This is a genomic window from Paenarthrobacter sp. PAE-2 (genome assembly GCF_026013155.1).
In the GTDB taxonomy this organism is placed as follows: Bacteria; Actinomycetota; Actinomycetes; order Actinomycetales; family Micrococcaceae; genus Arthrobacter; species Arthrobacter ureafaciens.
The window spans coordinates 23,940-43,630 of the sequence record NZ_JAPDNV010000017.1 but is presented as its reverse complement, the minus strand read 5'-3'; the positions used below and the strand labels follow the sequence as shown (position 1 = coordinate 43,630).

Below are 19,691 nucleotides of genomic sequence, written 5' to 3'. Positions count from 1 at the left end.
GGCGAGAATCCGTTTCATTGACAGCCGCTCCATGCTGCTCTCAGACTTCACCCTGACAGTCCGGAGGGGAGGAAAGTTGAGGGGCAATGAACCGGGGATCATCGAAATAGCCCAAAGAATCGGGGCCTGATGGAGATTTCTCGGGATACGGGCTAGCGATGTCACGCCTTGCATCTCGACAGCACATAAGAAAAGTCCTGACTTTGCCGACAGACGAGGATCCTTCCTGGTCAGGCGCCTTAATGTCGGGTTGGGGTGTACTTCAGATGGACGCGTGCGCGCGCCTACCCACAGCGTCACGAGCTACAGAATGCCTTCGATATACCGTCGGAGCTCTCGAATTGTGCTCTCACTACTGCTAGCTGATTCCTACTTGGATGAGAGGGGATAACGCGATGCTCCTGTAGTCGTCAATTTGGCCTCAACATAGCGCCGGAGGTATGGCGCGTAAGTAGAAACTGGGTATGTAATAATATTCGCATGAATGCAGATAGGGCCTGCGGGTTGAACGTGGACAGCGGGTATGTGGAGTTGGCGGTGGAGGTCTTCGCGATGCTTGCCGACGCTACGCGGGTTCGGATAGTCCTGGCTTTGCGTGATGGCGAGATGTCGGTTAATGATCTTGCCGAGGCGGTGGGTAAGCCTCAGTCTGCCGTGTCTCAGCATCTGGCCAAGATGAGGATGGCCCGGATGGTTTCTACGCGTCATGAAGGCACCCGCGTGTTTTATCGCCTGGAGAATGAGCACGCCCGGCAGCTTGTTGCTGACGCCATCTTTCAGGCCGAGCATACTCTCGGGGGCACGCCTCGCCACCATCATGGGCAAACGGAGAGTGGTGCGGCGTGAAGCATACAGACGAGAACGAGTACACAGATACTCACTCGTCATCGATGTCCAGCCCCGCTCGGGAACACGACGTTCATGCGCACGAACATGGCCATGGTCATGGTCATGGTCACGGTCACCAGCATGGACATGGGCATGAGCATCCGGGGGGCTTGAGAGGGTTCCTTCATGGCCTGTTTGTGCCTCACAGCCATGATGCTGCCGATTCTGTGGATGAGGCGATGGAATCCTCGGTTAAGGGCATCCGGGCGCTGAAGATTTCCCTAGGCGTACTGGCTGTCACGTCGTTGTTGCAGCTCGTGGTGTTTCTTTTCAGTGGTTCGGTGGCTCTGCTGGCCGATACAATCCACAACTTTTCTGATGCCCTGACGGCGGTGCCCCTATGGGTGGCGTTCGTCCTGAGCCGGCGCGCCGCGACCCGGACGTACAACTACGGGTTCGGGCGGGTCGAAGACGTCGCGGGATTGTTCATCGTCGCCATGGTGGCTCTGTCGGCCATTGTGGCCGCGGTCGAATCTGTTATCCGCATCTTCCAGCCTCAGCCGCTGAACAATTTGGGCTGGGTCCTGGCTGCGGGTCTGATCGGGTTCGCCGGTAACGAGATCGTGGCGATCTACAGGATCCGAGTTGGTAAGGAGATCGGCTCGGCGGCTCTGGTCGCGGATGGTGTCCACGCCCGGACCGACGGATTCACCTCCCTGGCGGTCGTCGCCGGCGTGATCGGCGTCTGGCTTGGTTTCCCCTTGGCTGACCCGATCATTGGCATCCTGATCTCAATCACCATCTTCGTCTTGCTGTGGGGTACCGCCCGGGACATTGGCCGCAGGCTGCTGGACGGGGTTGATCCAGACCTGCTTGAACGCACCGAAACGGCCATCGCACCGGTGGCCCCTCCTGCTTCAACAGTCCGGCTCCGGTGGAGCGGCCACCGGCTGCACGTTGAGGTCACTACCCCTGCCGACGAGCGGTGGACCGTGGTCGAGTTCAATAAGGTCAGGGATTCCGTCGAGAAGGCCGTGCGGACCAATATCCGCAACGTCGGAACGGTGCTAGTCGTTGCCCGCTAACCGACGGCCCACCCGGGAGGCCGTAGCTCCCGGAGGACTTAACAGCGCTCCATTTGACTGGACCAGTGCCGGTATCCCGGGCTACGGACGGTTCTTCCTCACAGACGCAGCTGTAGAAATGATCAGTGTCTTCGGAGGCACGTTGCACTGCTACATGGGTCCGGGCGGTTGCCGGAAGCAGGGTTTGTATTTCTCGCGAACCCTTCCCCGTAAGCACCTTTACTGTCTGCTGGGCCCCGGCGACGTGGCCCATGGTGCTGCTGGGGCCGGAGAACTTGGTATTGGCGTCAGCGTCAGCCATGACTTGGCGCCCAAGCTGGACGGGGCAGTCCTGGACTTTGGGCTTTACAACAAGATGCAGCGGTTTGTCTGGTTGTCACTTCCTGCGGTGAAAGGGCCACAGTGCACCTGCCTGCGTTCCACCGGAGCCCCGGCCGCCAAGCGATCCCCCTGTCTTGATGATGCAGGAACAGGTTTGACCGACCTGCCATGAGACATCTGCTCTGGACGAGCATTTGACACCACGAACCGGGCCCCGCCGACAAAAGGAACACCATTCAGGCCTGCGGGTGCCGGATGTCGTCACGGGTTTCGGTGACCTTCGCTTGTGGCTCTCATCGGCTGACCTTTCACGGGTCGTGATGCAGGGCGCCGCTATCCCCAGGCTTCTAACCGGGGTGACCAATGCCTGTTGTTGTTTTGAAGGACAAACTGTCCTGGAAAAGAACTACAAGACCATTTCGGCGGCTGCGATCGCCGTAGCCGCCGCTCTGGCTGGGTGCTCAGGCTGGTCAACGTCACCTTGGACGGTTTGCGGCCGGCCCCAGTCCTCCAGGACCTGAGTTTGCCGCCGGCGCTGAAGGGAGCCCGCGCTGTGAACTGGGCCCCCTTCAAACCGTTAGCCGAGTGAAGCGAGGAGTTCGTTGCAGGCCGCTTCACACCGGCGGCATGCTTCGGCGCAGATCCTGCAGTGTTCGTGCATGCCTGCGTGCTGTTCGCATTCTTCGGCGCAAGTCTTGCATGCGGTCGCGCAGGCTTGGAGTATGGCGCGGGTGACGTTGGCGTCGTAGCCGGTATGACGCGAGAGGACATTGCCGGTTGTTATGCAGATGTCGGCGCAGTCGAGGTCGGTGCGAATGCACTTGGCCAGCTCAGCGATCATGTCCTCGCTGAGGCAGGCGTCCGCGCAGGCGGTACAAGCTTGTGAGCAGTCATAACAGGATGCGATGCATTCGGCGAGCTTGTGCTGGTCGATGCCGCCCAGGTCTTTGGGGTAGGCATCCAGGAGCTTGTGGGTTGTGCCGTGTGTCATGTCTCTCCTTAGTTATTGTTGCGCTGGCTGTTGTGTTTGCTGCGGGGCTCTGCGGTTATCGCCCTGCAGTGACTGGGTTGTTTGGTGTCCTTTCTCTTCGTCAGTGGAGCCGGATGTTGTAGGTCCTTGGTCAAGCGGTGTTCGGGAACAGGGGTCATTGGGTGTAGGAGAAGACTGTCATCATGCCCCGTTCGGCGTGGTAGGCGTTATGACAGTGGGCAAGCCATTGGCCGGGGTTGTCCGCGTCGAAGATTACTGTGACGGTTTGTCTGGGGCGGACGATGATAGTGTCCTTGCGCGCCCCGCCACCTTTTACCTGAAAGGTGTGGCCGTGCAGGTGCATGGGGTGCCACATGTCAGTGTCGTTGATGAATTTCACTTCAACCCGTTCACCTGCCTTGATATCGAAGGTGGAGGCGTAGGGGTTGGTCATGTCGAAGCGTTTGCCATTGATGCCCCAGTCGTAGTGCATCATGCTGCCGGTGAGGTGGACGTCGTGGGTACGATCGGGGGCCTTGTCCGCCAGCGTGACTTTGGGATCGGCTTTCAGTTGTCCTCCGTCAGTCACGGTGCCCTCCAGTTTGTTCGGGAGTACAGCGGGCAGTGGTTTCTTACCCGTGCCGGTGCTGATGAAACCCAGCGCCTGGCCGGTCTTGCCCTCAGCCAGTGCCATGACCGGGGTGTAGCCTTCCCTGACTGTGAGGAGTGCGTCGATGCGTTCGCCCATGGCGAGAACCACGGCGTCGACGTCCTGGTGTTGGACCGGGAACCCGTCGGTGTGGGTAAGGGTGAGTTTTTGGCCCGGTACGCCGACCCGGTAGGCGGTGTCCCCGGCGGCGTTGATGATCCTTAGCCGGATCACTTCCCCTGCCTTGGCGCTCAGGGTCTCGGCCTCATCGGGTGCTTTGGAGTTGAACAGGTGGTACGGGTATCTGACGTCGCCGGCGTCACCGCCGAGGAAGTCGCTGCGGGAGCCCATGAGCATGTGTTTCATGCCCGCTGATCCTCCGGTGGGTGGGGGTGTGGATCCCATCATGGATCCGTGGTCCATTCCGGACATGGACATCCCGCCGGAGAGTTCCTTCACGACTTCGTCCGGGGTGCCGGTAATGCCGTCGAGCCAGTCGTCGAGCAGGATGACCCAGTCCCTGTCGTAGACGAGTTCCTCCGCAGGGTCCTCGACAACCAGTGCCCCATAAAGCGCGCGTTCGCGTTGCATTTCGACGTGGGAGTGGTACCAGTAGGTGCCGGGGTGGGGGAGCCGGAAATCGTAGCTGAACGTGGCCCCGGCGTTGACTGGTTCTTGGGTGAGGCCCGGGACGCCGTCCTGGTCGTTGCGCAGAGCGAGCCCGTGCCAGTGGATGCTGGTGGTGTCTTTCAAGTCATTGACGAGATTAACGTTCAGGCGGTCCCCGGCCTTGGCGCGGATGGCTGGTCCTGCCAACGTCCCGTTGTACCCCCAGGTGGTGATGCTCTTGCCGGCCACGGCGGCGGTGAAGGCACCTGCCTGCAAGTGTTGGGTGACGGTGTTTCCTGACGAGGGGCGCGCGGTTTCATGGTCGGCGACCATCGGGTCGGTGGGCATGATTCGTTTGGCTGTGGCGGTCGTCGATTGCGGGTTTGGGGTGCAGGCTGCCAGTGCCGCGGCCGCGGCGGTGGCGACCGATAGGCCCAGGAAGCGGCGCCGGTCCAGGTGGTGTTGCATAGATACTCCTTGGTGGGCGGAGTTTGCGGTTCCGCCGGTGTCAGATGGGGGTGAGGAAGGTCCCGGAGAGGTTTTGCAGCTGGTAGATCCAGCGGACCCAGAGTCCGGTGACCATGAGGATGCCGAGGACGATGAGCATTGAGGCTCCGGCGATGTTGACGGCCCGGATGTGTTTGCGGATGAAGGTCAGGGCGTTGCTGACCCACCCCAGTCCCAAGGCGGTGAGGACGAAGGGGATGCCGAGTCCCAGGCAGTAGGCGAAGGCCAGCAGCGCTCCGCGCCCGGCGCTGCCGGTGGTGACACTGAGCGACAGGACGGCACTAAGTGTTGGTCCCATGCAGGGGGTCCAACCGAGTCCGAACACCACCCCGAGCAGTGGGGCCCCGGCCACGCCGGTGCGTCGGCCGAGGCTGATCTTGCGGGTTTGCTGGAGCCAGGGCACCAATCCCAGAAGAGCCAGGCCCATCAAGATCACTATTGCCCCCAGGCCGCGCATCAGTGTGTCCTGCCAGCGCAGCAGCCATGAACCGATCGCCCCGAAAGCGGCCCCGTACAGGGTGAAGACGACTGCGAATCCGAGCACGAAGAGTCCTACTCCTGCCAGGACCCGGCGCCGGTTTTTCGGCTGGGTGGGGTCGGTCAGCCCTGAGACGAAGCCGAGGTAGCCGGGGACCAGGGGCAGGATGCAGGGTGACAGAAACGATACAAGCCCTGCTGTCATTGCCAATGGGATGGCGATGAGCAGCGCACCGGAGGTGACGGCGGAGGCGAAGAACGCACCGATGTCCATTGGCTCAGGCGGCGTCAGCGGGGCGGAACGTGGCTCCGCCGTCGGTGGAGACGATAAGTCCGGCGGTCGTGGCGGCCCAGATCCATGGTTTGCCGTCTGCTCCGGCCACGGCGGTGATCGCCTGGACCTGGCCGTCAATCCGGCCTGTTTTGGTCCATGTGCTTCCGGCGTCTGCTGAGTAGTGGACGGAACCGTTCGGTTCGACGCCGGCGACTTCCGTGCCTCCGGCGAACGCGGCGAACTGGATGACCGGTGCCGTGGTGTTCCGTGTCCAGGTCTTTCCGCCATCGGTGGATCTCTGGAGCCCGTCACGGGTGGTGGCCAGAACGGTGTCGCTTTCCGGGGTGCCGGCCAGCACGGCGGGAACGAAGGCGGCGGTGGATTCGGACCAGGTTCTTCCGTCGGGGCTTGTGCGCAGGGTTCCGTCGAAGGCGACGATCCCTGACTTGGTGGCGGCCAGGGCGTGGAAGTCTGATTCGCCCTGGCGGGAGAGCTGCTCCCAGGTCTTTCCACCGTCGACGGTTTTGATCAGGCCCAGGGGGTTGGGCAGGTCGGAACCGGGACCGGGATGCCCGGAGGCGTAGAACACGTCCTGGTCCGCCGCTGCGGTGAACCCCATCAGGTCGTTGGTGCCACCGATCTTGGTGGCCGGTGCCTTGGTGACGTCAAACAGTCCTTCATGGGTGGCGAGCAGGACCTGGTCGGTTTCCCTGTTCACGCTCAGGCCGTGGACGTGGGAGCTGGGCACCGCTGAGGCGGCTTTGGACGGCGCTGCGCCGGGAGCGCCGGCGGTGCCGGGGGAGCAAGCGGAGAGGGTCAACAGCAGGGATGCGGTTGCGGCGAGGGCCGCGAGGGAACGGCGGTGTGTTGTTGTGGTCAGGGGCACGGGAACTCCAAAAAAGGGGTGGCCAGATTGGCCGGGAAAGATGAAGGGGAGGCGCCGGCCCCTGGGGGAGGGGCCGACGCCGTCGGTGTGCTGGCTACAGGGTGGCCAGCAGGTCTTTCATTTCCTGGATTTCGGTTTCCTGGGCGCTGACGATGTCCTTGCTGAGCTGGACGGCGTCGGCGTTTTTTCCGTCTGTGGTTTCGGTCTTGGCCATCATGACTGCCCCTTCGTGGTGGGCGATCATCTGGGTCAGGAACAGTTTGGCGGCTTCGGTGCCTTGGGCCGCCTCGAGTTTGGCCATGTCATCCTCGCCCATCATGCCTTCCATGCTGTGGCTGGAGGCCATGTCGGTGGGCGCCTGGGTGGGCTTGCCCCAGCTTTGAAGCCATCCGGTCATCTTCTCGATTTCCGGGCCCTGGGCTGCCTTGATCTTGGTAGCCAGGTTGGTCACAGCCGCGGGGATGTTCTGCTTCTTGAGCATGAGATCGCTCATTTCCACAGCCTGGGCGTGGTGCGGGATCATCATTTGCGCGAACATGGTGTCCGCGTCGTTGAACTCGGCAGCCGCTGCTGAGGTTGCCGTGGCGGGGCTGGATGACATCATCCCGGAGCTGCCGTGGTTCATTCCGGGCATGCTGTTTGTCTCGGAGCTTCCGCTTCCGGACCCGGCGGAGCATCCGGCCAGGGCAATGGCCGCCGCGATGGCGGCAGCAGAAATTGTCAGGGTCTTGTTCATGAAAATCAGGTCCTCAAAAGTATCAGTGGCGTGCGGGGACGCCTGGTAGGTGGGCAGCCTCGGTGAAAGGCGGGCCGTTCGTCGCTGCCGATGGACGGGCGCTGGTGCAGGGCACGGCGCTGAGGAAGGTTTACGTCCGGCTGATACTGAGGTCACCGGGGGAGGGGCTGTCCGGTGAGTAGGAATAGGTGCTTGTCGCTGCGGCGGCGACACGGAAATCCGGCAGCTCATAGGGGGCCGTTCCCGGAAGCGGGGCGGCGAGAGTGGTGGTTCCCGGAGCCAGGACGCAGGCAGCCGCACCGGCCGTCATCTCCGGGCAGGACCCAGCCGGGGCACAGGCCGACGAGGATGAACCGGTGACTACCGCGGGGGCCTCCGCAGCAGCATCGGTCCCCGTTTCGTGAGAGTGGCTGACCGGCATGGTCTGCAGCTGCACGACCGCGCCGTCCCCGGCTGCCGTCATGCTGTGGCCGGGACCCATGTGATGGGCGCCGTTCATGACGTGCATGCCGAAGATCCCGGCGATGATGGCCAAGGCAGCCACGAGAAACCCCGCACTCAGGAGGAAGGCGGTGAAGCGGCGCTGGCATGCTGCGGTCACGGCATCTTCCTCCTCTCAGTCCAGGGGCAGGACACATCCAGCCTACCGGGCATGCGCTGCAGGGCAGTCCCTGCCGTGTTGGTACAACGTGCGCGCCCGGCATTCGGTTTCACTGCGCCCACGTCGGTTGAGGTACGGGGTGGTGTTTAAGGCGGCGGGCCTGTCCGGCGTGCCGCGCCCGAGACCGGCTCCTCCTTCCGGGGCCGGAAGGAGGAAGGTCCGGGAGAAATGCCTAGTTGTCGGCGAATGTGTAGCCGGCGGCCGTGACGGCCTCGCGCACGTCAGCCGCATCTGCCCTGCCTCCTACCAGCAGGCGCGAGCGGCCGCCGGGGACCAGCTCGACAGTGGCCGATTCGACCCCATCCAGGGAGGAGACGGCCGTCTCGACGGTCTGAACGCAATGCCCGCAGGTCAGACCCTCCACCGCGAATTCCACGGCGCCGGTTACGGCTGTGGAGGGGACAGCGGAGGCTTGGGTCGAGCAGCAGCTGCACCCGGTAGCCGATGAGGCAAGCGGCAGCTGGGTACGGATTTCAGTTCCACACATGTCAGTTTCCATTCCTTGACGAAGGACTTATGGGCGCTGGGGTTGAACGGCTGTGAGAGGCGGTGCAGTGCACCGGCCGGGACATACCACTTCACTGACAACATCGAAAAGTATACCCCCATGGGGTATAGGTTGCAAGGGGCTTCGGGGCGGCGCGGCGTGCGGCGTTACCGGAATGTGACAAATGTTGCTGCTATGACGTAGGGTCGGAGCCGTGCCGGTTTCTCCTAATGCGGCACTCCCGAGCTGACTTGCCTAACTCTGCCGCCGCCCGGGATCCGTTCGCAACTTTCGTCCGGCAGAGACGGGGAACCCAACAGTGGCCTTGCTTCGGGCAGGTCTTGGGGTGAAGCCGTGCCTGGTTCCTTGGCTACCAGTCCCGGCCGGGTGTCTCCCATCCGAATCCGACAGCTAACCTCGCAGGCAGTGGGAGAGGCCTTTTCATGCCCGTGCGCAAAGCACACGGCCGCCATCGCGCGGTCCCTGTCCAGACCCGTCCCCTTGCGGTGTTGTCCAAGTCTGTAGCCGGAAATGCCGGTGCGGCCGGCCGACAAGCAGCTGTTATTGCCGCAGCTTCCGGGCTTGTCCTGACCAGCGGCATTGCCGCCCAGGCGGCGGAGGCGCCGGTCCAGCGTGACGCGGAGCCGGCTTCGACGCTTGAAGTCGCCAGCCAGGTTGAGGCGCCGCTGAGCGCGGACGCCACAGTGCGGATTTCTTTCGAGCGTCCCGTCGTGGAAACCACCCCGGCTCCGGTCGTGGAAGCACCCAAGCCGGTCGCAGCCCAGGCACCCAAGGTGCCCGCTGCACCTGCCGTGACCCCGGCGGCGGCGCCGGCGAAGGCCCAGGTAACGGTTACTCCTGCGGCTGCCGCCCCCGTGGCAGCACCGGCCGCCGGCGGCATCAATGCCATCATGCTTTCCTCCGCCTACGCGCAGATCGGCATGATCCAGGACTGCACCCGACTGGTGGAGAACGCCCTGAACGCTGCGGGTATCCCCGTCGGTGACCTCGGCCCCATGCAGTTCATGAATTACGGAACGGTCGTCACCGACCCGCAGCCTGGTGACATGGTGATGCAGCCCGGCCACGTCGGGATCTACGTCGGCAACGGCCAGGTCCTCAGCTCCGGCTTGAACGGCAAGAACGAAACCGCCGTCCACCCCCTGACTTGGATGACGTCCAAGGGTGCGGTCACATTCGTCCGCGCCGGCAAGTAGAGGGCATAGATCACTGAAGGCCGGCGATGCACTGCCTTGGGGGCAATGCATCGCCGGCCTTCAGCATCCCTGCCGCAAGGGGGGCTACTCCCTCATTGCGGGCGCCCGAAGCGGCGCAGCCGCAACGAATTGGTAACCACCAGAATTGAGCTGGCGGCCATCGCAGCGCCTGCGATCATCGGGTTGAGCAGCCCCAGCGCGGCGACCGGGATGCCGACGGCGTTGTAGAAGAACGCCCAGAACAGGTTGGTCTTGATCGTGGCCAGCGTGCGGCGGGACAGCTCGATGGCTTGGGCGACCTGCCCCAGGTCGCTGCCCATGACTGTCAAATCTGCAGCCGCGATAGCCACGTCGGTGCCGCTGCCCATGGCGATGCCCAGGTCGGCCTGGGCCAGGGCTGCAGCGTCATTCACACCATCGCCGGCCATGGCCACTGTCGCTCCGGCGCCCTGCAGCTGGCGCACAGCGGCCACCTTGCCTTCCGGCAAGATCCCGGCCAGCACATCCTCGGCCGGGATCCCGACCTGCTTGGCGACGGCCCCCGCGGCCGAGGCGTTATCGCCTGTGAGCAGGACGGGACGCAGTCCGAGGTCCTTCAGCCGGGCGATCGCGGCGGCAGAACCGGGTTTGACGGTGTCAGCGAGGCTGATTAGTCCTGCCGGTTCTGCGTCGATGCCGACCCAGACCACCGTGGCGCCGGAGTCTTCCAGCGTCCGCAGCATCTGCCCGCCACTGGCAGGTTCGCTAATGCCGTTGTCCTGCAGCCAGCCCGAGCGTCCGACGACGACTTCGTGTCCGTTAACGGTCCCGCGGACACCGCCGCCGGGGGCGCTGACAAAGTCGGTTACCGCTGGCAGCGGCGCTATCGTCCTTGCTTCCCGGGCGATGGCGTGCGCTACGGGGTGTTCGCTTGCTGCTTCCACTGCCCCGGCCAGGGCGAGCAGCTCGTTCCTGCCGGTCCCGCTCAGGCTTTGGACAGCGGACACGGACAGCTTGCCGCTGGTGACCGTTCCGGTTTTGTCCAGCACGATGGTGTCCACGGTCCGTGTGTCTTCAAGGACCTGCGGGCCCTTGATGAGGATGCCCAGTTGCGCTCCCCGGCCCGTTCCGGTCAGCAGTGCTGTCGGTGTTGCAAGCCCCAACGCGCACGGGCACGCGATGACGAGCACGGCCACTGCGGCGGTGAAGGCCTCCTGCAGATTGCCGGTGGCAAAGAACCATCCGGCGAAGGTGGCTGCGGAAATTCCCAGCACAACCGGGACGAAGACGGCGCTGATCCGGTCGGCCAGCCGGGCGATCGCAGCCTTGCCGCTCTGGGCCTGGCTGACAAGCCGACCCATCTGGGCAAGAGTCGTTTCGCTGCCGACACGGGTGGCTTTGACCAGCAGCCGACCGTTGGTGTTGATCGTTGCCCCGATCACCGTGTCGTCCACGCCGACCTCGACAGGCAGGGCTTCACCGGTGATAAGGGAGGTATCAACGGCGCTCCGGCCCTCCACGACGTACCCGTCGGTGGGGATTTTTTCTCCCGGTCGGACGAGGAACACGTCGCCTGGGACGAGCCCGTCAACGGGGACCCGGGACTCTGCCCCGTTCCGGATCACAGTGGCTTCCTTGGCGCCCAGGTTCAACAGCGCGCGCAGGGCGTCGCCTGCACGCTGTTTGGCGTTGGCTTCCAGATACCGTCCCAGCAGCAGGAAGGTTGTGACGACGGCTGCGACTTCGAAGTACAGTGCGTGGACGCTCATGTTCATGCCGGGATGTGCGGTCATGAAGGGATCGGCCAGAAGCTGCCATGCCGAAAAAAGGAAGGCGGCGCTGACGCCGATGGATACCAGGGTGTCCATGGTGGAGGCGAGGTGCCGGGCGTTGATGGCTGCCGCCCGGTGGAAGGGCCAGGCGGCCCAGCTGATCACCGGCGCGCTGAGGACCAGGGCTGCCCAGCCCCAGTGAGGGAACTGCGCGGCCGGGACCATGGAGATCACCAGGACCGGGAGGGTCAGGAGGGCTGCCACGTAGAGGCGGGGCCGCAGGCTCCTGCCGGCCGCTGCCCTTGCCGCGGCCGACTCGTCCCCGGCGGCCCCGGTTTGCTGGGCCGGCTCGATGTCGGCCGGCCGGTTTTCCGGGGCGCTGTGTTCGGTCTTGAGCGCGGCCGAGTATCCGGCGGCAGTGACGGTGTCGATGATCTGCTGGTCGGAGATGGTGTCCGGGACGATCACTCGGGCAGACTCGAGGGGCAGATTCACCGTGGCGTCGACGCCTTCGAGCTTGCCCAGTTTCCGCTCGACCCGGGAAACGCAGGACGCACAGGTCATGCCCCGGATGTCGAGCTCGAGGAATCGGCTACCTGGGGCAAGAATTTCGGTCTCCATGCCTACCCGCCAGCCACGACGGCGTAGCCTGCTTCGGCTATCGCCGCGCCGATCTGTTCGGGGTCCAGCTTTGCCGCGGAGGTGATGGTGGCAACCGAGACGCCATCTTTATTCAGCGCCACATCCGCGCCCGCAACTCCGTCGATCTCCTGCAATTCCTCGGTCACCGACGCCACGCAGTGGCCGCAGTGCATGCCGGAAATGTTGATCGTTGTCTTCACGCTCATGGCGGTCTCTCCTTCGTCGTCAGCGCAGCAGGCGACCGATGGCGTCTGTTGCTTCCTTGACCTTTACTTCGCCGGCCTCGTCGGAGGCGGCGGCAGCGTTCACCACGCAATGTCCTATATGTTCTTCGAGCAGGCCCAGGCTGACCGCGTGCAGCGCCTTGTTCACCGCCGCGACCTGGGTCAGAATGTCGATGCAGTAGGCGTCTTCATCGACCATCCGGGCAATTCCGCGCACTTGGCCTTCAATGCGCTTCAGGCGCCGCAGGTAAGCCTCTTTTTCGCTGCTGTACCCGTAATCCGCCGGATCCGCGGAGGGAGCGCTGTCAATGTTCTGGGTCATCGAAAATTCCTCTCAGCGACAAAACTAAAACTATACCCCTGGGGGGTACTGCGTCAAGTACCCCCCAGGGGTATAAATCGCTGGTTTGCCATTTTGGCGCCGGGCGCTGGCCACAGCCGGGAAGGGACTTTCCGCCCTTGCAGACGAGGGCTTTCCCGGGACACACTGTCGGCACTGGTGGAGCGTGGAGAAGGAGAGGCTTGATGGTTGGGGCGGAAGGATTCCGGATCGTTGCCGGCGTTGACGGTTCGGCGGTTTCGCGTTTGGCGCTGGAGTGGGCTGTGACGGAGGCCCGGCTGCGGGGAGGCCAGGTTAGGGTTGTGACCGCGTGGGAGTTCCCGCCCGTGACGGTGGGAATGGAAGGCCTGGTCCACGACCCGGACATCTTTCCGCAGGCGGCCCGCAGGCTTCAGAACGAGGCCGTGAAAGGGGTGGAGAGCGGGGCAGTGCCGGTCACCGGCGATATTGTGCAGGGCCCTGCGGCGACCGTGCTGCTGAGGGCAGCCGAGGACGCAGACTTGCTGGTGGTCGGTTCCCGAGGTTTTGGCGGCTTCACCGGGCTGTTGCTCGGTTCAGTTTCGACGCAGGTCCTCCATCACTCGCCCTGTCCGGTGTTGGTCGTGCGGACCAAGACCCGGGCCGGTATCTTCGAATGAGAAATCCCCTCGCCGCCCCCGGCGGCTCTCACGGGCGGACTTTGTCATGACCGCGAACCACTCTTCCCATATCCACGGCGGACGGGGTCCGCTGAACAGGACGGAGCGGCCGGCCCAGGGCCTCAAGGGACGGCTCCAGGGGCTCTGGCACACGGTGACCGCTGTATTGGGCTTGGTGATGGGTCTGGTGCCACACGTGCTGCACCATGTTGGCCTGCTGACCGGGACAGCGCTGGTGGCGGGTACCGGAGGGACCGCCCTGTTCGGTGCGCTGGGATTCGTAGCGTCCATCCCCATGCTCGTACGGCTGTACCGGAAGTTTGGCACATGGGTCGCCCCCGCCCTGGGGTTTGTGGTCTTCGCGGCCATGTTTAGTCTGTCCGCCTTTGTAATCGGCCCCGCCATTAGCGGCACGGCCGGGGACACCAACCCCGCCCCCGAGCCGACGGTGAACCACAGCGACCACTCAGGGCACTAAAGTCCCGACTGTTGGGCCGTTTGGCCCTACCTCAGCCTCCGGCAGGCCGCTGAGACTAGGGACATGAGCAAACTCGACCACCAGCGGGCTCTTAACACCGGCCAGCACTTCCCGCCCTGGGTGCAGGCTGCGCTTACCATCGCTATCGCCGCAGCCGCGTTCTACCTGATCTCTGCGCATTGGGTGCATGTCCTGGACGCCCTGCCCTACTTCTGGGTGGTGCTGATGATGGGTATGCACCTGTTCATGCACGGCGGGCATGGCGGGCACGGGGGACACGGCCACGCGGGCCACGGCGGTAGCGGACGGCGGGAAGAACAGGGCGGAGGCGGGCATGTCCACTGACTACGGATATGACCTGTGGGTCTTGGTGATCATTAACTCGGCAGTGTTCATTGTCTTCGCGTTCAGCTTCGTACGGCCCAGGACAAAATTGGACTGGCGTGCTCTTGGCGGATTTTCGGCGTTCATCGTTGCGCTGTTCACCGAGATGTACGGCTTTCCGCTGACGGTCTACCTGCTCTCGGGGTGGCTGGGGGACCGGTTGCCGGGCGGGAATCTCCTGGACCACAATTCCGGGCATTTGTGGCAGGACCTGACCGGCTGGAAGGGGGACCCCCATCTGAGTCCGTTGCACCTTCTGAGTAACGTGCTGATCGCTGCCGGGTTCATCGTTTTATACCTGTCCTGGCAGGTGTTGTTCTCAGCCCAGCGTGATCACCGTTTGGCCACCACGGGGCTCTATGCCAGGGTACGGCACCCACAGTACTCCGGGTTCCTGATCATCATGGCTGGGTTTTTGATGCAATGGCCCACGCTGTTGACCCTGCTGATGTTCCCGGTGCTGGTCATCGTCTACCTGCGCCTGGCCCGGCGGGAGGAGCGGGCGATGGAAGCCGAGTTCGGCGATGCCTATGCCACCTACCGCCGGCAGGTCCCTGGCTTCGTTCCCCGCTTTGGCCGCCGTGAGGCAGACAGCAGGCGGAGCCTGCGGCAGAAATGATGGCTGCCAGGTAACCCGCTTGGACGGGAAAGGGACGGATTGTGGCCGCAAAGAATGCGGTACAGGAAGAGGCCGAGCTGCTGATCACTGTGCGCGCAGCGGCCTTCAACGATCTGCCGATCATGAGCGCGCAGGAGTTTGTGTCAGGGCTGGAGCAACAAGACCGGCGGGTACAGTTCCACGCTTCCGGCGGTCGCCGCTTGCATGAAGGAGCAACAGCTCGATGAGAATGACCGATGAAGACCTGCTCGCGGTGATGGCCGACCCCGCCGACGACCCCGCCCGGATTGAACGAATCAGCGCAGAAATCCGTGCCGGGTTCGGTCTGCTCTCACCACGGCTGGGCAAGGCAGTCGCCGTGTTCGGGTCGGCCCGCCCCGGCGGGGACGATCCACGTTACGAGACGGCACGGACGCTGGGATCGCGTTGCGCCGCGGCCGGGTTCGCAGTGATTACCGGGGGAGGGCCGGGACTGATGGAAGCTGCAAACCGGGGCGCCGCCGAGAACGGCGGCACATCCGTCGGCCTGGGCATCGAACTTCCGCACGAACAGGCCATGAATCCCTACCTGAACCTGTCGATGACCTTCCGGTACTTCTTCGCCCGGAAGCTTATGTTCATCCGGTACGCCTCGGCCTTCGTTGTCCTTCCCGGCGGATTCGGCACCCTGGATGAGCTCTTTGAGGCCTTGACGCTTATCCAGACCGGAAAGATTCACGAGTTCCCCGTCATCCTGATCGGAACGGACCACTGGGCCGGGCTCATGTCCTGGATCACCGAACAACTCCGGGACCAGTCGTTCATCGCCTCCGATGATGTCCGGCGTCTCATGTGCACCGATGACATCCATGAAGCCGTCGACCTTATTCAACAGTGTCACCTGCGCCAGTACGGCCGTGTGCCGTGAAGGCAACCGTTGACTCGCCCACCCCCGGCGCGAGGAAAGGGGCGCCCCGGACACGGCGGATGCTGTGGATCACGGGGGCATGGGGCTTGTGCTTCCTGGCTATCAGGATCGGCCTGCAGGATGCCCCCGTGCTGTGGTTCGCCACTCTGCGGGCGCTGCTCGCCGCCGCTGCGCTGCTGATCGTCTGCCAGGTCCAGGGCAGGAGCCTGCCCCGGGGGCGCCGCACCTGGGCGCTGATCGCACTGATGGCGCTGACCAATGTCACCCTTGCCTTCGCCGCGATGTTCGCCGGCACCGCAGGGATGACCATCGGCGCGGCAGCCGTTCTGGCAAACGCCCAGCCGCTGCTGATCATCCTCCCCGCCTGGTGGCTGTACGGGGAGAGAGTGTCGCCCAGGACCCTGCTGGCCGTCTTCATCGGTTTCGCCGGACTGGTCACCGTCGGCCTCAGCAGCGGAGGCGGGTCAGGGGCAGGGCTGTCGCTGCTCGCGGCAGCGGCCGTCACCGCCGGCACCTTGACCGCCCGCAGCCTCGCCGGGACCGACCTGGTCGCCGCCAGTGCCTGGCACTTCCTGATCGGCGGAGTCTTCCTGGCGGTCATGGCAGCCATCATGGAACCGGGGCCGGTGATCCGGTGGACACCGCGTTTCCTCGCCGCACTGCTGTTCCTCTCGCTCGTGGGCACCGCCGCGGCCTTCCTGGCCTGGTTCATGGAAGCAGGCCGCTCACGTCTGGACCTGCTGACCGCCTGGACCATGCTGGTCCCCGTCATCGGGACCGCCGTCTCGCTGACGCTGCCCGGGGAACGGCCGCCACTCTGGACTCTCACCGGGGCAGGCCTGGTCCTGGTGTCACTGTGGCTGATTTACCACCAGCCCAGGAGCAGAAAAGCGTACCGGGACCAAAGACTCTGACGCACCCGGCCCATCCGCGCTGATAGTTAAGTCAGAGCTGTGCGTGCACTAGAAAGAAGGAAAAGGCGATGATGTACTGGGACGGAAACATGGGCGGCTGGGGCTACGTCCTGATGGTGCTGAGCTTTGTCCTGTTCTGGGGCGCTGTCATCACCGCCTTCGTCCTGCTGGCCCGCTCGACCGGCGCGGGCAGCCGCCGGTACGACGGCCGAGCGCCGGGGGCCTCCGGTACAGGGCTCGCCGAGCACATGCTCGCTGAAAGGTTCGCCCGTGGCGAGATCGACGAGACCGAATACACCGCCCGCCTCAACGTGCTCCGCGGCAAGGCATGAAGCAGGGTGCGAAACTTTCCTCCAAACGCTTGACCTATACCCCTAGGGGGTATAAGTTACGGGTAACCGGAAAACGACGTCACGGGCAAAGCCCTCACGCAGTGAAGGTCTGGCAACGGGGCTCTCGAGCCTTGGTTGACTTCCTCAGACACGCCTGCGAAAGGACGATCATGTCAGTTCATCCGAGGCCGGCCCCTTCAGGGGCCGTACCGGGACTCAAAAATGCCATCGTGGAGGTCCGCGGTCTGCACTGGGCGACGTCCAAGGGCGTCGTCGAGCGTGTGCTGCTGCAGCGGCCCGGGGTCGTTGCCGTCGATGCCAACGCTGTCGCCCAAACCGCCACCGTCAGTTTTGATCCGTCGTTGACCTCACTGGAACAGATCACGAGGTGGGTGCGCGATTGCGGCTACCACTGCAGGGGCGCATCCGTTCCCGAGCACATCTGCTTACCCATGGACACGGCACATGAACCCTCCGTGCCGGGAACCTCGACCGGGACTCACGCCGGACATGCCCACCACGATGACGGGCACCCCGTCCAGCACATGCAGCACCCGGAGGTCCAAACCCACCACGGTCATGCCCCGGCACCGCCGGCCTCGCACCAGGGCCATGCCCACCCGACCGGGGACGCCCACGCAGGTCACGCGATGGACGGTCATGGCGGACCCGCACGGACCCCGCAAGACATGATGGGTCACGGCGGGCATCACGCCGGGATGTCCATGGACGACATGGTCAAGGACATGCGCAACCGGTTCCTGGTCGCCGCGGTCCTCTCGATCGGGGTGGTGCTGTGGTCCCCGATGGGCCGGGACATGCTCGGCTTCAACGCACCGACACCGTTCGGGCTCCGGGACGATGTGATGGCGCTGATCCTGTCCCTGCCGGTCATTTTCTACTCAGCCTGGATCTTCTTCGACGGAGCCTACCGGGCACTGAAGGCCGGCACCCTGGACATGATGGTCCTGGTCGCGATCGCCGTGGGCACCGGCTGGCTGTACAGCGTCTGGGTCACCCTCACCGGCGGCGGCGAGGTGTTCTACGAGGCTGCGACCGTTTTGGCCTCCTTTGTCCTGCTGGGCCACTGGTTCGAGATGCGGGCCCGGGGAGGGGCGAACGAAGCTATCCGCACCCTGCTCGAACTCGCCCCGCCGGTAGCGGTGGTCATCCGCGACGGGGAAATAGTTGAAATCCCCACCTCCGAAGTGCAGACCGGCGACCTGCTCCTGATCCGGCCCGGCTCCAAAATCCCTGTCGACGGGGAAGTCGTTGAGGGCCAGTCGGAGGTCGACGAGTCCATGGTCACCGGCGAGAGCCTGCCGGTAAGCAAAACTGTCGGTTCAGAAGTGATTGGTGCCTCCATCAACACCACTGGAACCATGCGTGTCCGGGCTACCAAGGTCGGCGCAGACACCGCCCTGGCGCAGATCGTGGCCCTCGTCCAGGAAGCCCAGAATTCCAAGGCACCGGGACAGCGCCTGGCCGACCGGGCTGCGTTCTGGCTGGTCTTGGTCGCCCTGATCGGCGGGACTGTGACGTTCGCCGCTTGGCTCGCCCTCGGAGCGGGGCTTCAGGCGGCCATGCTCTTCGCCATCACCGTCGTCGTGATCACCTGCCCTGACGCCCTGGGCCTGGCCACCCCTACGGCCATCATGGTCGGCACCGGGCTCGGCGCAAAACGCGGCGTCCTGTTCAAGAACGCCACCGCCCTGGAAGTTTCCGCCCGGATCGACACCGTCGTGATGGACAAGACCGGCACCCTGACCAAGGGTGAACCCGAAGTAACCGACGTGGTCGTTGAAGGAATTGACCAGAACACCCTGTTGGCGCTGGTCGCCGCCGTCGAGCGGGAATCCGAACACCCACTGGCCACAGCCGTTGTCCGCCACGCCCAGGCGCAGGGCGTACCTGTGATCGCCGCGACGGATTTCCTGAATGTTCCCGGTCACGGCGCGGGAGCGACCGTGGACGGACACCGGGTCCTGGTCGGGAACCGCAGGCTGATGGCAGACGAAGGCATCGACCTCGGACCGCTGGCAGCCGTGCGCGAGGAACTCGCCGGCACCGGACGGACCGCGGTACTCGCCGCCGTGGACGGCCGGCCCGCTGCGGTGATCGCCATGGCAGACGCCGCGAGGGAAACCGCCGCCGCCGCAGTCGCGGCCCTGCACGAAGCCGGGATCGAAGTTGTCATGCTCACCGGCGATAATGAGGCCACCGGCCACCGGATCGCCGGCCAGCTCGGCATCGACACCGTCATCGCCGAAGTGCTCCCCGGCGACAAATCAGCGAAAATCGCCGAACTTCAACAAGCCGGGAAAAAAGTCGCCATGGTCGGTGACGGCGTCAACGACGCCCCGGCCCTGGCCCAGGCCGACCTCGGCATCGCGATCGGCGCCGGCACCGACGTCGCCATCGAAACCGCAGACGTCGTCCTCATGCGCTCGGACCCCCTCGATGTGCCCATCGCCCTGCGGATCGGCAAAGGCACGCTGCGGAAGATGCGCCAGAACCTCGGCTGGGCTGTCGGCTACAACGCGATAGCGCTGCCCATCGCCGCCGGGGTCTTCGCCTTCGCAGGGATCGCCCTCAGCCCCGAAATCGCTGCCCTGTCCATGTCCGGTTCCAGCTTCTTGGTCGCAGTGAACGCCCTGCTGCTCAAGAGGCTGCGCCTGCCCCGGCCCGAAACACCCGAAGCCACCACCGCCCGTGAAACCCGGCCGCTGGCCCCGGCCGGCACCCGATAGGCACC

At 64.4% G+C, this 19,691-nt stretch carries 23 protein-coding genes and 1 riboswitch; of the genes, 12 read left to right on the top strand and 11 right to left on the bottom strand.

The genetic code is table 11. The features are described from left to right. The first annotated feature begins 480 nt into the window (after nucleotides 1-480). The gene (locus OCL88_RS12310; protein WP_264962714.1) at nucleotides 481-846 is read left to right on the top strand and encodes an ArsR/SmtB family transcription factor; all 366 of its coding nucleotides are present in this window, start codon (nucleotides 481-483) and stop codon (nucleotides 844-846) included. 38 nt (nucleotides 847-884) lie between these two features. On the opposite strand, the gene OCL88_RS12305 is transcribed toward OCL88_RS12310, so the two are convergent. Further along, on the bottom strand, nucleotides 885-1,016 hold the full coding sequence (locus tag OCL88_RS12305; protein WP_264962713.1) for a hypothetical protein: 132 nt from the start codon (nucleotides 1,014-1,016) through the stop codon (nucleotides 885-887). A 51-nt stretch (nucleotides 1,017-1,067) separates the two neighbouring features. Between OCL88_RS12305 and OCL88_RS12300 the strand changes: the two genes are divergently transcribed. Next, nucleotides 1,068-1,913, top strand: coding sequence for a cation diffusion facilitator family transporter (locus OCL88_RS12300; RefSeq protein WP_264962712.1), 846 nt, complete (start codon nucleotides 1,068-1,070; stop codon nucleotides 1,911-1,913). 898 nt (nucleotides 1,914-2,811) lie between these two features. Here the strand turns inward: OCL88_RS12300 and OCL88_RS12295 are convergent. The 7 genes from OCL88_RS12295 to OCL88_RS12265 all read right to left on the bottom strand — a co-directional run bounded on the left by OCL88_RS12295 (nucleotide 2,812) and on the right by OCL88_RS12265 (nucleotide 8,490). Further along, nucleotides 2,812-3,225 (bottom strand): four-helix bundle copper-binding protein, encoded by a 414-nt coding sequence (locus tag OCL88_RS12295; RefSeq protein WP_264962711.1) that lies wholly within the window; start codon nucleotides 3,223-3,225, stop codon nucleotides 2,812-2,814. Between the two features lie 154 nt (nucleotides 3,226-3,379). Further along, nucleotides 3,380-4,930, bottom strand: a complete 1,551-nt coding sequence (locus OCL88_RS12290; protein ID WP_264962710.1) for a multicopper oxidase family protein — start codon at nucleotides 4,928-4,930, stop codon at nucleotides 3,380-3,382. A 40-nt stretch (nucleotides 4,931-4,970) separates the two neighbouring features. After that, complete coding sequence (locus OCL88_RS12285) at nucleotides 4,971-5,720, bottom strand: cytochrome c biogenesis CcdA family protein (protein ID WP_264962709.1); 750 nt, start codon at nucleotides 5,718-5,720, stop codon at nucleotides 4,971-4,973. A gap of 4 nt (nucleotides 5,721-5,724) precedes the next feature. Next, the gene (locus tag OCL88_RS12280; protein ID WP_413775462.1) at nucleotides 5,725-6,600 is read right to left on the bottom strand and encodes a F510_1955 family glycosylhydrolase; all 876 of its coding nucleotides are present in this window, start codon (nucleotides 6,598-6,600) and stop codon (nucleotides 5,725-5,727) included. A 100-nt stretch (nucleotides 6,601-6,700) separates the two neighbouring features. After that, nucleotides 6,701-7,342 (bottom strand): DUF305 domain-containing protein, encoded by a 642-nt coding sequence (locus tag OCL88_RS12275; RefSeq protein ID WP_264962707.1) that lies wholly within the window; start codon nucleotides 7,340-7,342, stop codon nucleotides 6,701-6,703. A gap of 130 nt (nucleotides 7,343-7,472) precedes the next feature. Further along, nucleotides 7,473-7,943, bottom strand: a complete 471-nt coding sequence (locus tag OCL88_RS12270; protein ID WP_264962706.1) for a hypothetical protein — start codon at nucleotides 7,941-7,943, stop codon at nucleotides 7,473-7,475. A gap of 232 nt (nucleotides 7,944-8,175) precedes the next feature. Next, a complete protein-coding gene (locus OCL88_RS12265; RefSeq protein ID WP_264962705.1) occupies nucleotides 8,176-8,490 on the bottom strand; it encodes a heavy-metal-associated domain-containing protein in 315 nt (104 codons plus the stop codon). 242 nt (nucleotides 8,491-8,732) lie between these two features. Beyond that, nucleotides 8,733-8,930, top strand: a riboswitch (cyclic di-AMP (ydaO/yuaA leader). Between the two features lie 3 nt (nucleotides 8,931-8,933). Here OCL88_RS12265 and OCL88_RS12260 point away from each other — a divergent pair. After that, nucleotides 8,934-9,707 (top strand): NlpC/P60 family protein, encoded by a 774-nt coding sequence (locus OCL88_RS12260; RefSeq protein ID WP_264962704.1) that lies wholly within the window; start codon nucleotides 8,934-8,936, stop codon nucleotides 9,705-9,707. A gap of 92 nt (nucleotides 9,708-9,799) precedes the next feature. On the opposite strand, the gene OCL88_RS12255 is transcribed toward OCL88_RS12260, so the two are convergent. The 3 genes from OCL88_RS12255 to OCL88_RS12245 are packed head-to-tail and all read right to left on the bottom strand — an operon-like array spanning nucleotide 9,800 to nucleotide 12,646. Beyond that, nucleotides 9,800-12,079 (bottom strand): heavy metal translocating P-type ATPase, encoded by a 2,280-nt coding sequence (locus OCL88_RS12255; RefSeq protein ID WP_264962703.1) that lies wholly within the window; start codon nucleotides 12,077-12,079, stop codon nucleotides 9,800-9,802. Between the two features lie 2 nt (nucleotides 12,080-12,081). Next, the gene (locus OCL88_RS12250) at nucleotides 12,082-12,306 is read right to left on the bottom strand and encodes a heavy-metal-associated domain-containing protein (protein WP_264962702.1); all 225 of its coding nucleotides are present in this window, start codon (nucleotides 12,304-12,306) and stop codon (nucleotides 12,082-12,084) included. Between the two features lie 19 nt (nucleotides 12,307-12,325). Beyond that, entirely contained in the window at nucleotides 12,326-12,646 is a 321-nt protein-coding gene (locus OCL88_RS12245) for a metal-sensitive transcriptional regulator (RefSeq protein ID WP_264962701.1), read from the bottom strand. Between the two features lie 203 nt (nucleotides 12,647-12,849). Here OCL88_RS12245 and OCL88_RS12240 point away from each other — a divergent pair, with 203 nt between their 5' ends. From OCL88_RS12240 to OCL88_RS12200, 9 genes are all read left to right on the top strand, one after another. After that, entirely contained in the window at nucleotides 12,850-13,302 is a 453-nt protein-coding gene (locus tag OCL88_RS12240; RefSeq protein ID WP_264962700.1) for a universal stress protein, read from the top strand. A 46-nt stretch (nucleotides 13,303-13,348) separates the two neighbouring features. Continuing rightward, the gene (locus OCL88_RS12235; protein WP_264962699.1) at nucleotides 13,349-13,780 is read left to right on the top strand and encodes a hypothetical protein; all 432 of its coding nucleotides are present in this window, start codon (nucleotides 13,349-13,351) and stop codon (nucleotides 13,778-13,780) included. Between the two features lie 63 nt (nucleotides 13,781-13,843). Then, nucleotides 13,844-14,125 carry a DUF2933 domain-containing protein gene (locus tag OCL88_RS12230; RefSeq protein WP_264962698.1) on the top strand — a complete coding sequence of 94 codons (282 nt, stop codon included), beginning with the start codon at nucleotides 13,844-13,846 and terminating at the stop codon, nucleotides 14,123-14,125. Next, nucleotides 14,115-14,783 (top strand): methyltransferase family protein, encoded by a 669-nt coding sequence (locus tag OCL88_RS12225; RefSeq protein ID WP_264962697.1) that lies wholly within the window; start codon nucleotides 14,115-14,117, stop codon nucleotides 14,781-14,783. Before OCL88_RS12230 ends, OCL88_RS12225 begins: the two co-directional genes overlap by 11 nt. A 41-nt stretch (nucleotides 14,784-14,824) precedes the next feature. Beyond that, nucleotides 14,825-15,010 (top strand): hypothetical protein, encoded by a 186-nt coding sequence (locus OCL88_RS12220; RefSeq protein WP_264962696.1) that lies wholly within the window; start codon nucleotides 14,825-14,827, stop codon nucleotides 15,008-15,010. After that, nucleotides 15,007-15,690, top strand: coding sequence for a TIGR00730 family Rossman fold protein (locus tag OCL88_RS12215; protein ID WP_264962695.1), 684 nt, complete (start codon nucleotides 15,007-15,009; stop codon nucleotides 15,688-15,690). The genes OCL88_RS12220 and OCL88_RS12215 overlap by 4 nt, the downstream gene beginning before the upstream one ends. Nucleotides 15,691-15,749: 59 nt before the next feature. After that, nucleotides 15,750-16,604 (top strand): DMT family transporter, encoded by an 855-nt coding sequence (locus tag OCL88_RS12210; RefSeq protein WP_264962694.1) that lies wholly within the window; start codon nucleotides 15,750-15,752, stop codon nucleotides 16,602-16,604. 68 nt (nucleotides 16,605-16,672) lie between these two features. Beyond that, a complete protein-coding gene (locus OCL88_RS12205; RefSeq protein ID WP_264962693.1) occupies nucleotides 16,673-16,936 on the top strand; it encodes an SHOCT domain-containing protein in 264 nt (87 codons plus the stop codon). 170 nt (nucleotides 16,937-17,106) lie between these two features. Then, nucleotides 17,107-19,686, top strand: coding sequence for a heavy metal translocating P-type ATPase (locus OCL88_RS12200; RefSeq protein ID WP_264962692.1), 2,580 nt, complete (start codon nucleotides 17,107-17,109; stop codon nucleotides 19,684-19,686). Nucleotides 19,687-19,691: the final 5 nt, after the last annotated feature.

What these genes read in the sequence shown, in the direction of transcription:
- OCL88_RS12240 (WP_264962700.1), top strand. Translation starts at nt 12,850, where the DNA reads ATGGTTGGGGCGGAAGGATTCCGGATCGTTGCCGGCGTTGACGGTTCG.
- OCL88_RS12305 (WP_264962713.1), bottom strand. Translation starts at nt 1,016, where the DNA reads ATGAAGGAACCCTCTCAAGCCCCCCGGATGCTCATGCCCATGTCCATG.
- OCL88_RS12275 (WP_264962707.1), bottom strand. Translation starts at nt 7,342, where the DNA reads ATGAACAAGACCCTGACAATTTCTGCTGCCGCCATCGCGGCGGCCATT.
- OCL88_RS12265 (WP_264962705.1), bottom strand. Translation starts at nt 8,490, where the DNA reads ATGTGTGGAACTGAAATCCGTACCCAGCTGCCGCTTGCCTCATCGGCT.
- OCL88_RS12295 (WP_264962711.1), bottom strand. Translation starts at nt 3,225, where the DNA reads ATGACACACGGCACAACCCACAAGCTCCTGGATGCCTACCCCAAAGAC.
- OCL88_RS12285 (WP_264962709.1), bottom strand. Translation starts at nt 5,720, where the DNA reads ATGGACATCGGTGCGTTCTTCGCCTCCGCCGTCACCTCCGGTGCGCTG.
- OCL88_RS12245 (WP_264962701.1), bottom strand. Translation starts at nt 12,646, where the DNA reads ATGACCCAGAACATTGACAGCGCTCCCTCCGCGGATCCGGCGGATTAC.
- OCL88_RS12310 (WP_264962714.1), top strand. Translation starts at nt 481, where the DNA reads ATGAATGCAGATAGGGCCTGCGGGTTGAACGTGGACAGCGGGTATGTG.
- OCL88_RS12215 (WP_264962695.1), top strand. Translation starts at nt 15,007, where the DNA reads ATGAGAATGACCGATGAAGACCTGCTCGCGGTGATGGCCGACCCCGCC.
- OCL88_RS12205 (WP_264962693.1), top strand. Translation starts at nt 16,673, where the DNA reads ATGATGTACTGGGACGGAAACATGGGCGGCTGGGGCTACGTCCTGATG.
- OCL88_RS12255 (WP_264962703.1), bottom strand. Translation starts at nt 12,079, where the DNA reads ATGGAGACCGAAATTCTTGCCCCAGGTAGCCGATTCCTCGAGCTCGAC.
- OCL88_RS12200 (WP_264962692.1), top strand. Translation starts at nt 17,107, where the DNA reads ATGTCAGTTCATCCGAGGCCGGCCCCTTCAGGGGCCGTACCGGGACTC.
- OCL88_RS12260 (WP_264962704.1), top strand. Translation starts at nt 8,934, where the DNA reads ATGCCCGTGCGCAAAGCACACGGCCGCCATCGCGCGGTCCCTGTCCAG.
- OCL88_RS12230 (WP_264962698.1), top strand. Translation starts at nt 13,844, where the DNA reads ATGAGCAAACTCGACCACCAGCGGGCTCTTAACACCGGCCAGCACTTC.
- OCL88_RS12225 (WP_264962697.1), top strand. Translation starts at nt 14,115, where the DNA reads ATGTCCACTGACTACGGATATGACCTGTGGGTCTTGGTGATCATTAAC.
- OCL88_RS12235 (WP_264962699.1), top strand. Translation starts at nt 13,349, where the DNA reads ATGACCGCGAACCACTCTTCCCATATCCACGGCGGACGGGGTCCGCTG.
- OCL88_RS12210 (WP_264962694.1), top strand. Translation starts at nt 15,750, where the DNA reads ATGCTGTGGATCACGGGGGCATGGGGCTTGTGCTTCCTGGCTATCAGG.
- OCL88_RS12290 (WP_264962710.1), bottom strand. Translation starts at nt 4,930, where the DNA reads ATGCAACACCACCTGGACCGGCGCCGCTTCCTGGGCCTATCGGTCGCC.
- OCL88_RS12300 (WP_264962712.1), top strand. Translation starts at nt 1,068, where the DNA reads ATGGAATCCTCGGTTAAGGGCATCCGGGCGCTGAAGATTTCCCTAGGC.
- OCL88_RS12250 (WP_264962702.1), bottom strand. Translation starts at nt 12,306, where the DNA reads ATGAGCGTGAAGACAACGATCAACATTTCCGGCATGCACTGCGGCCAC.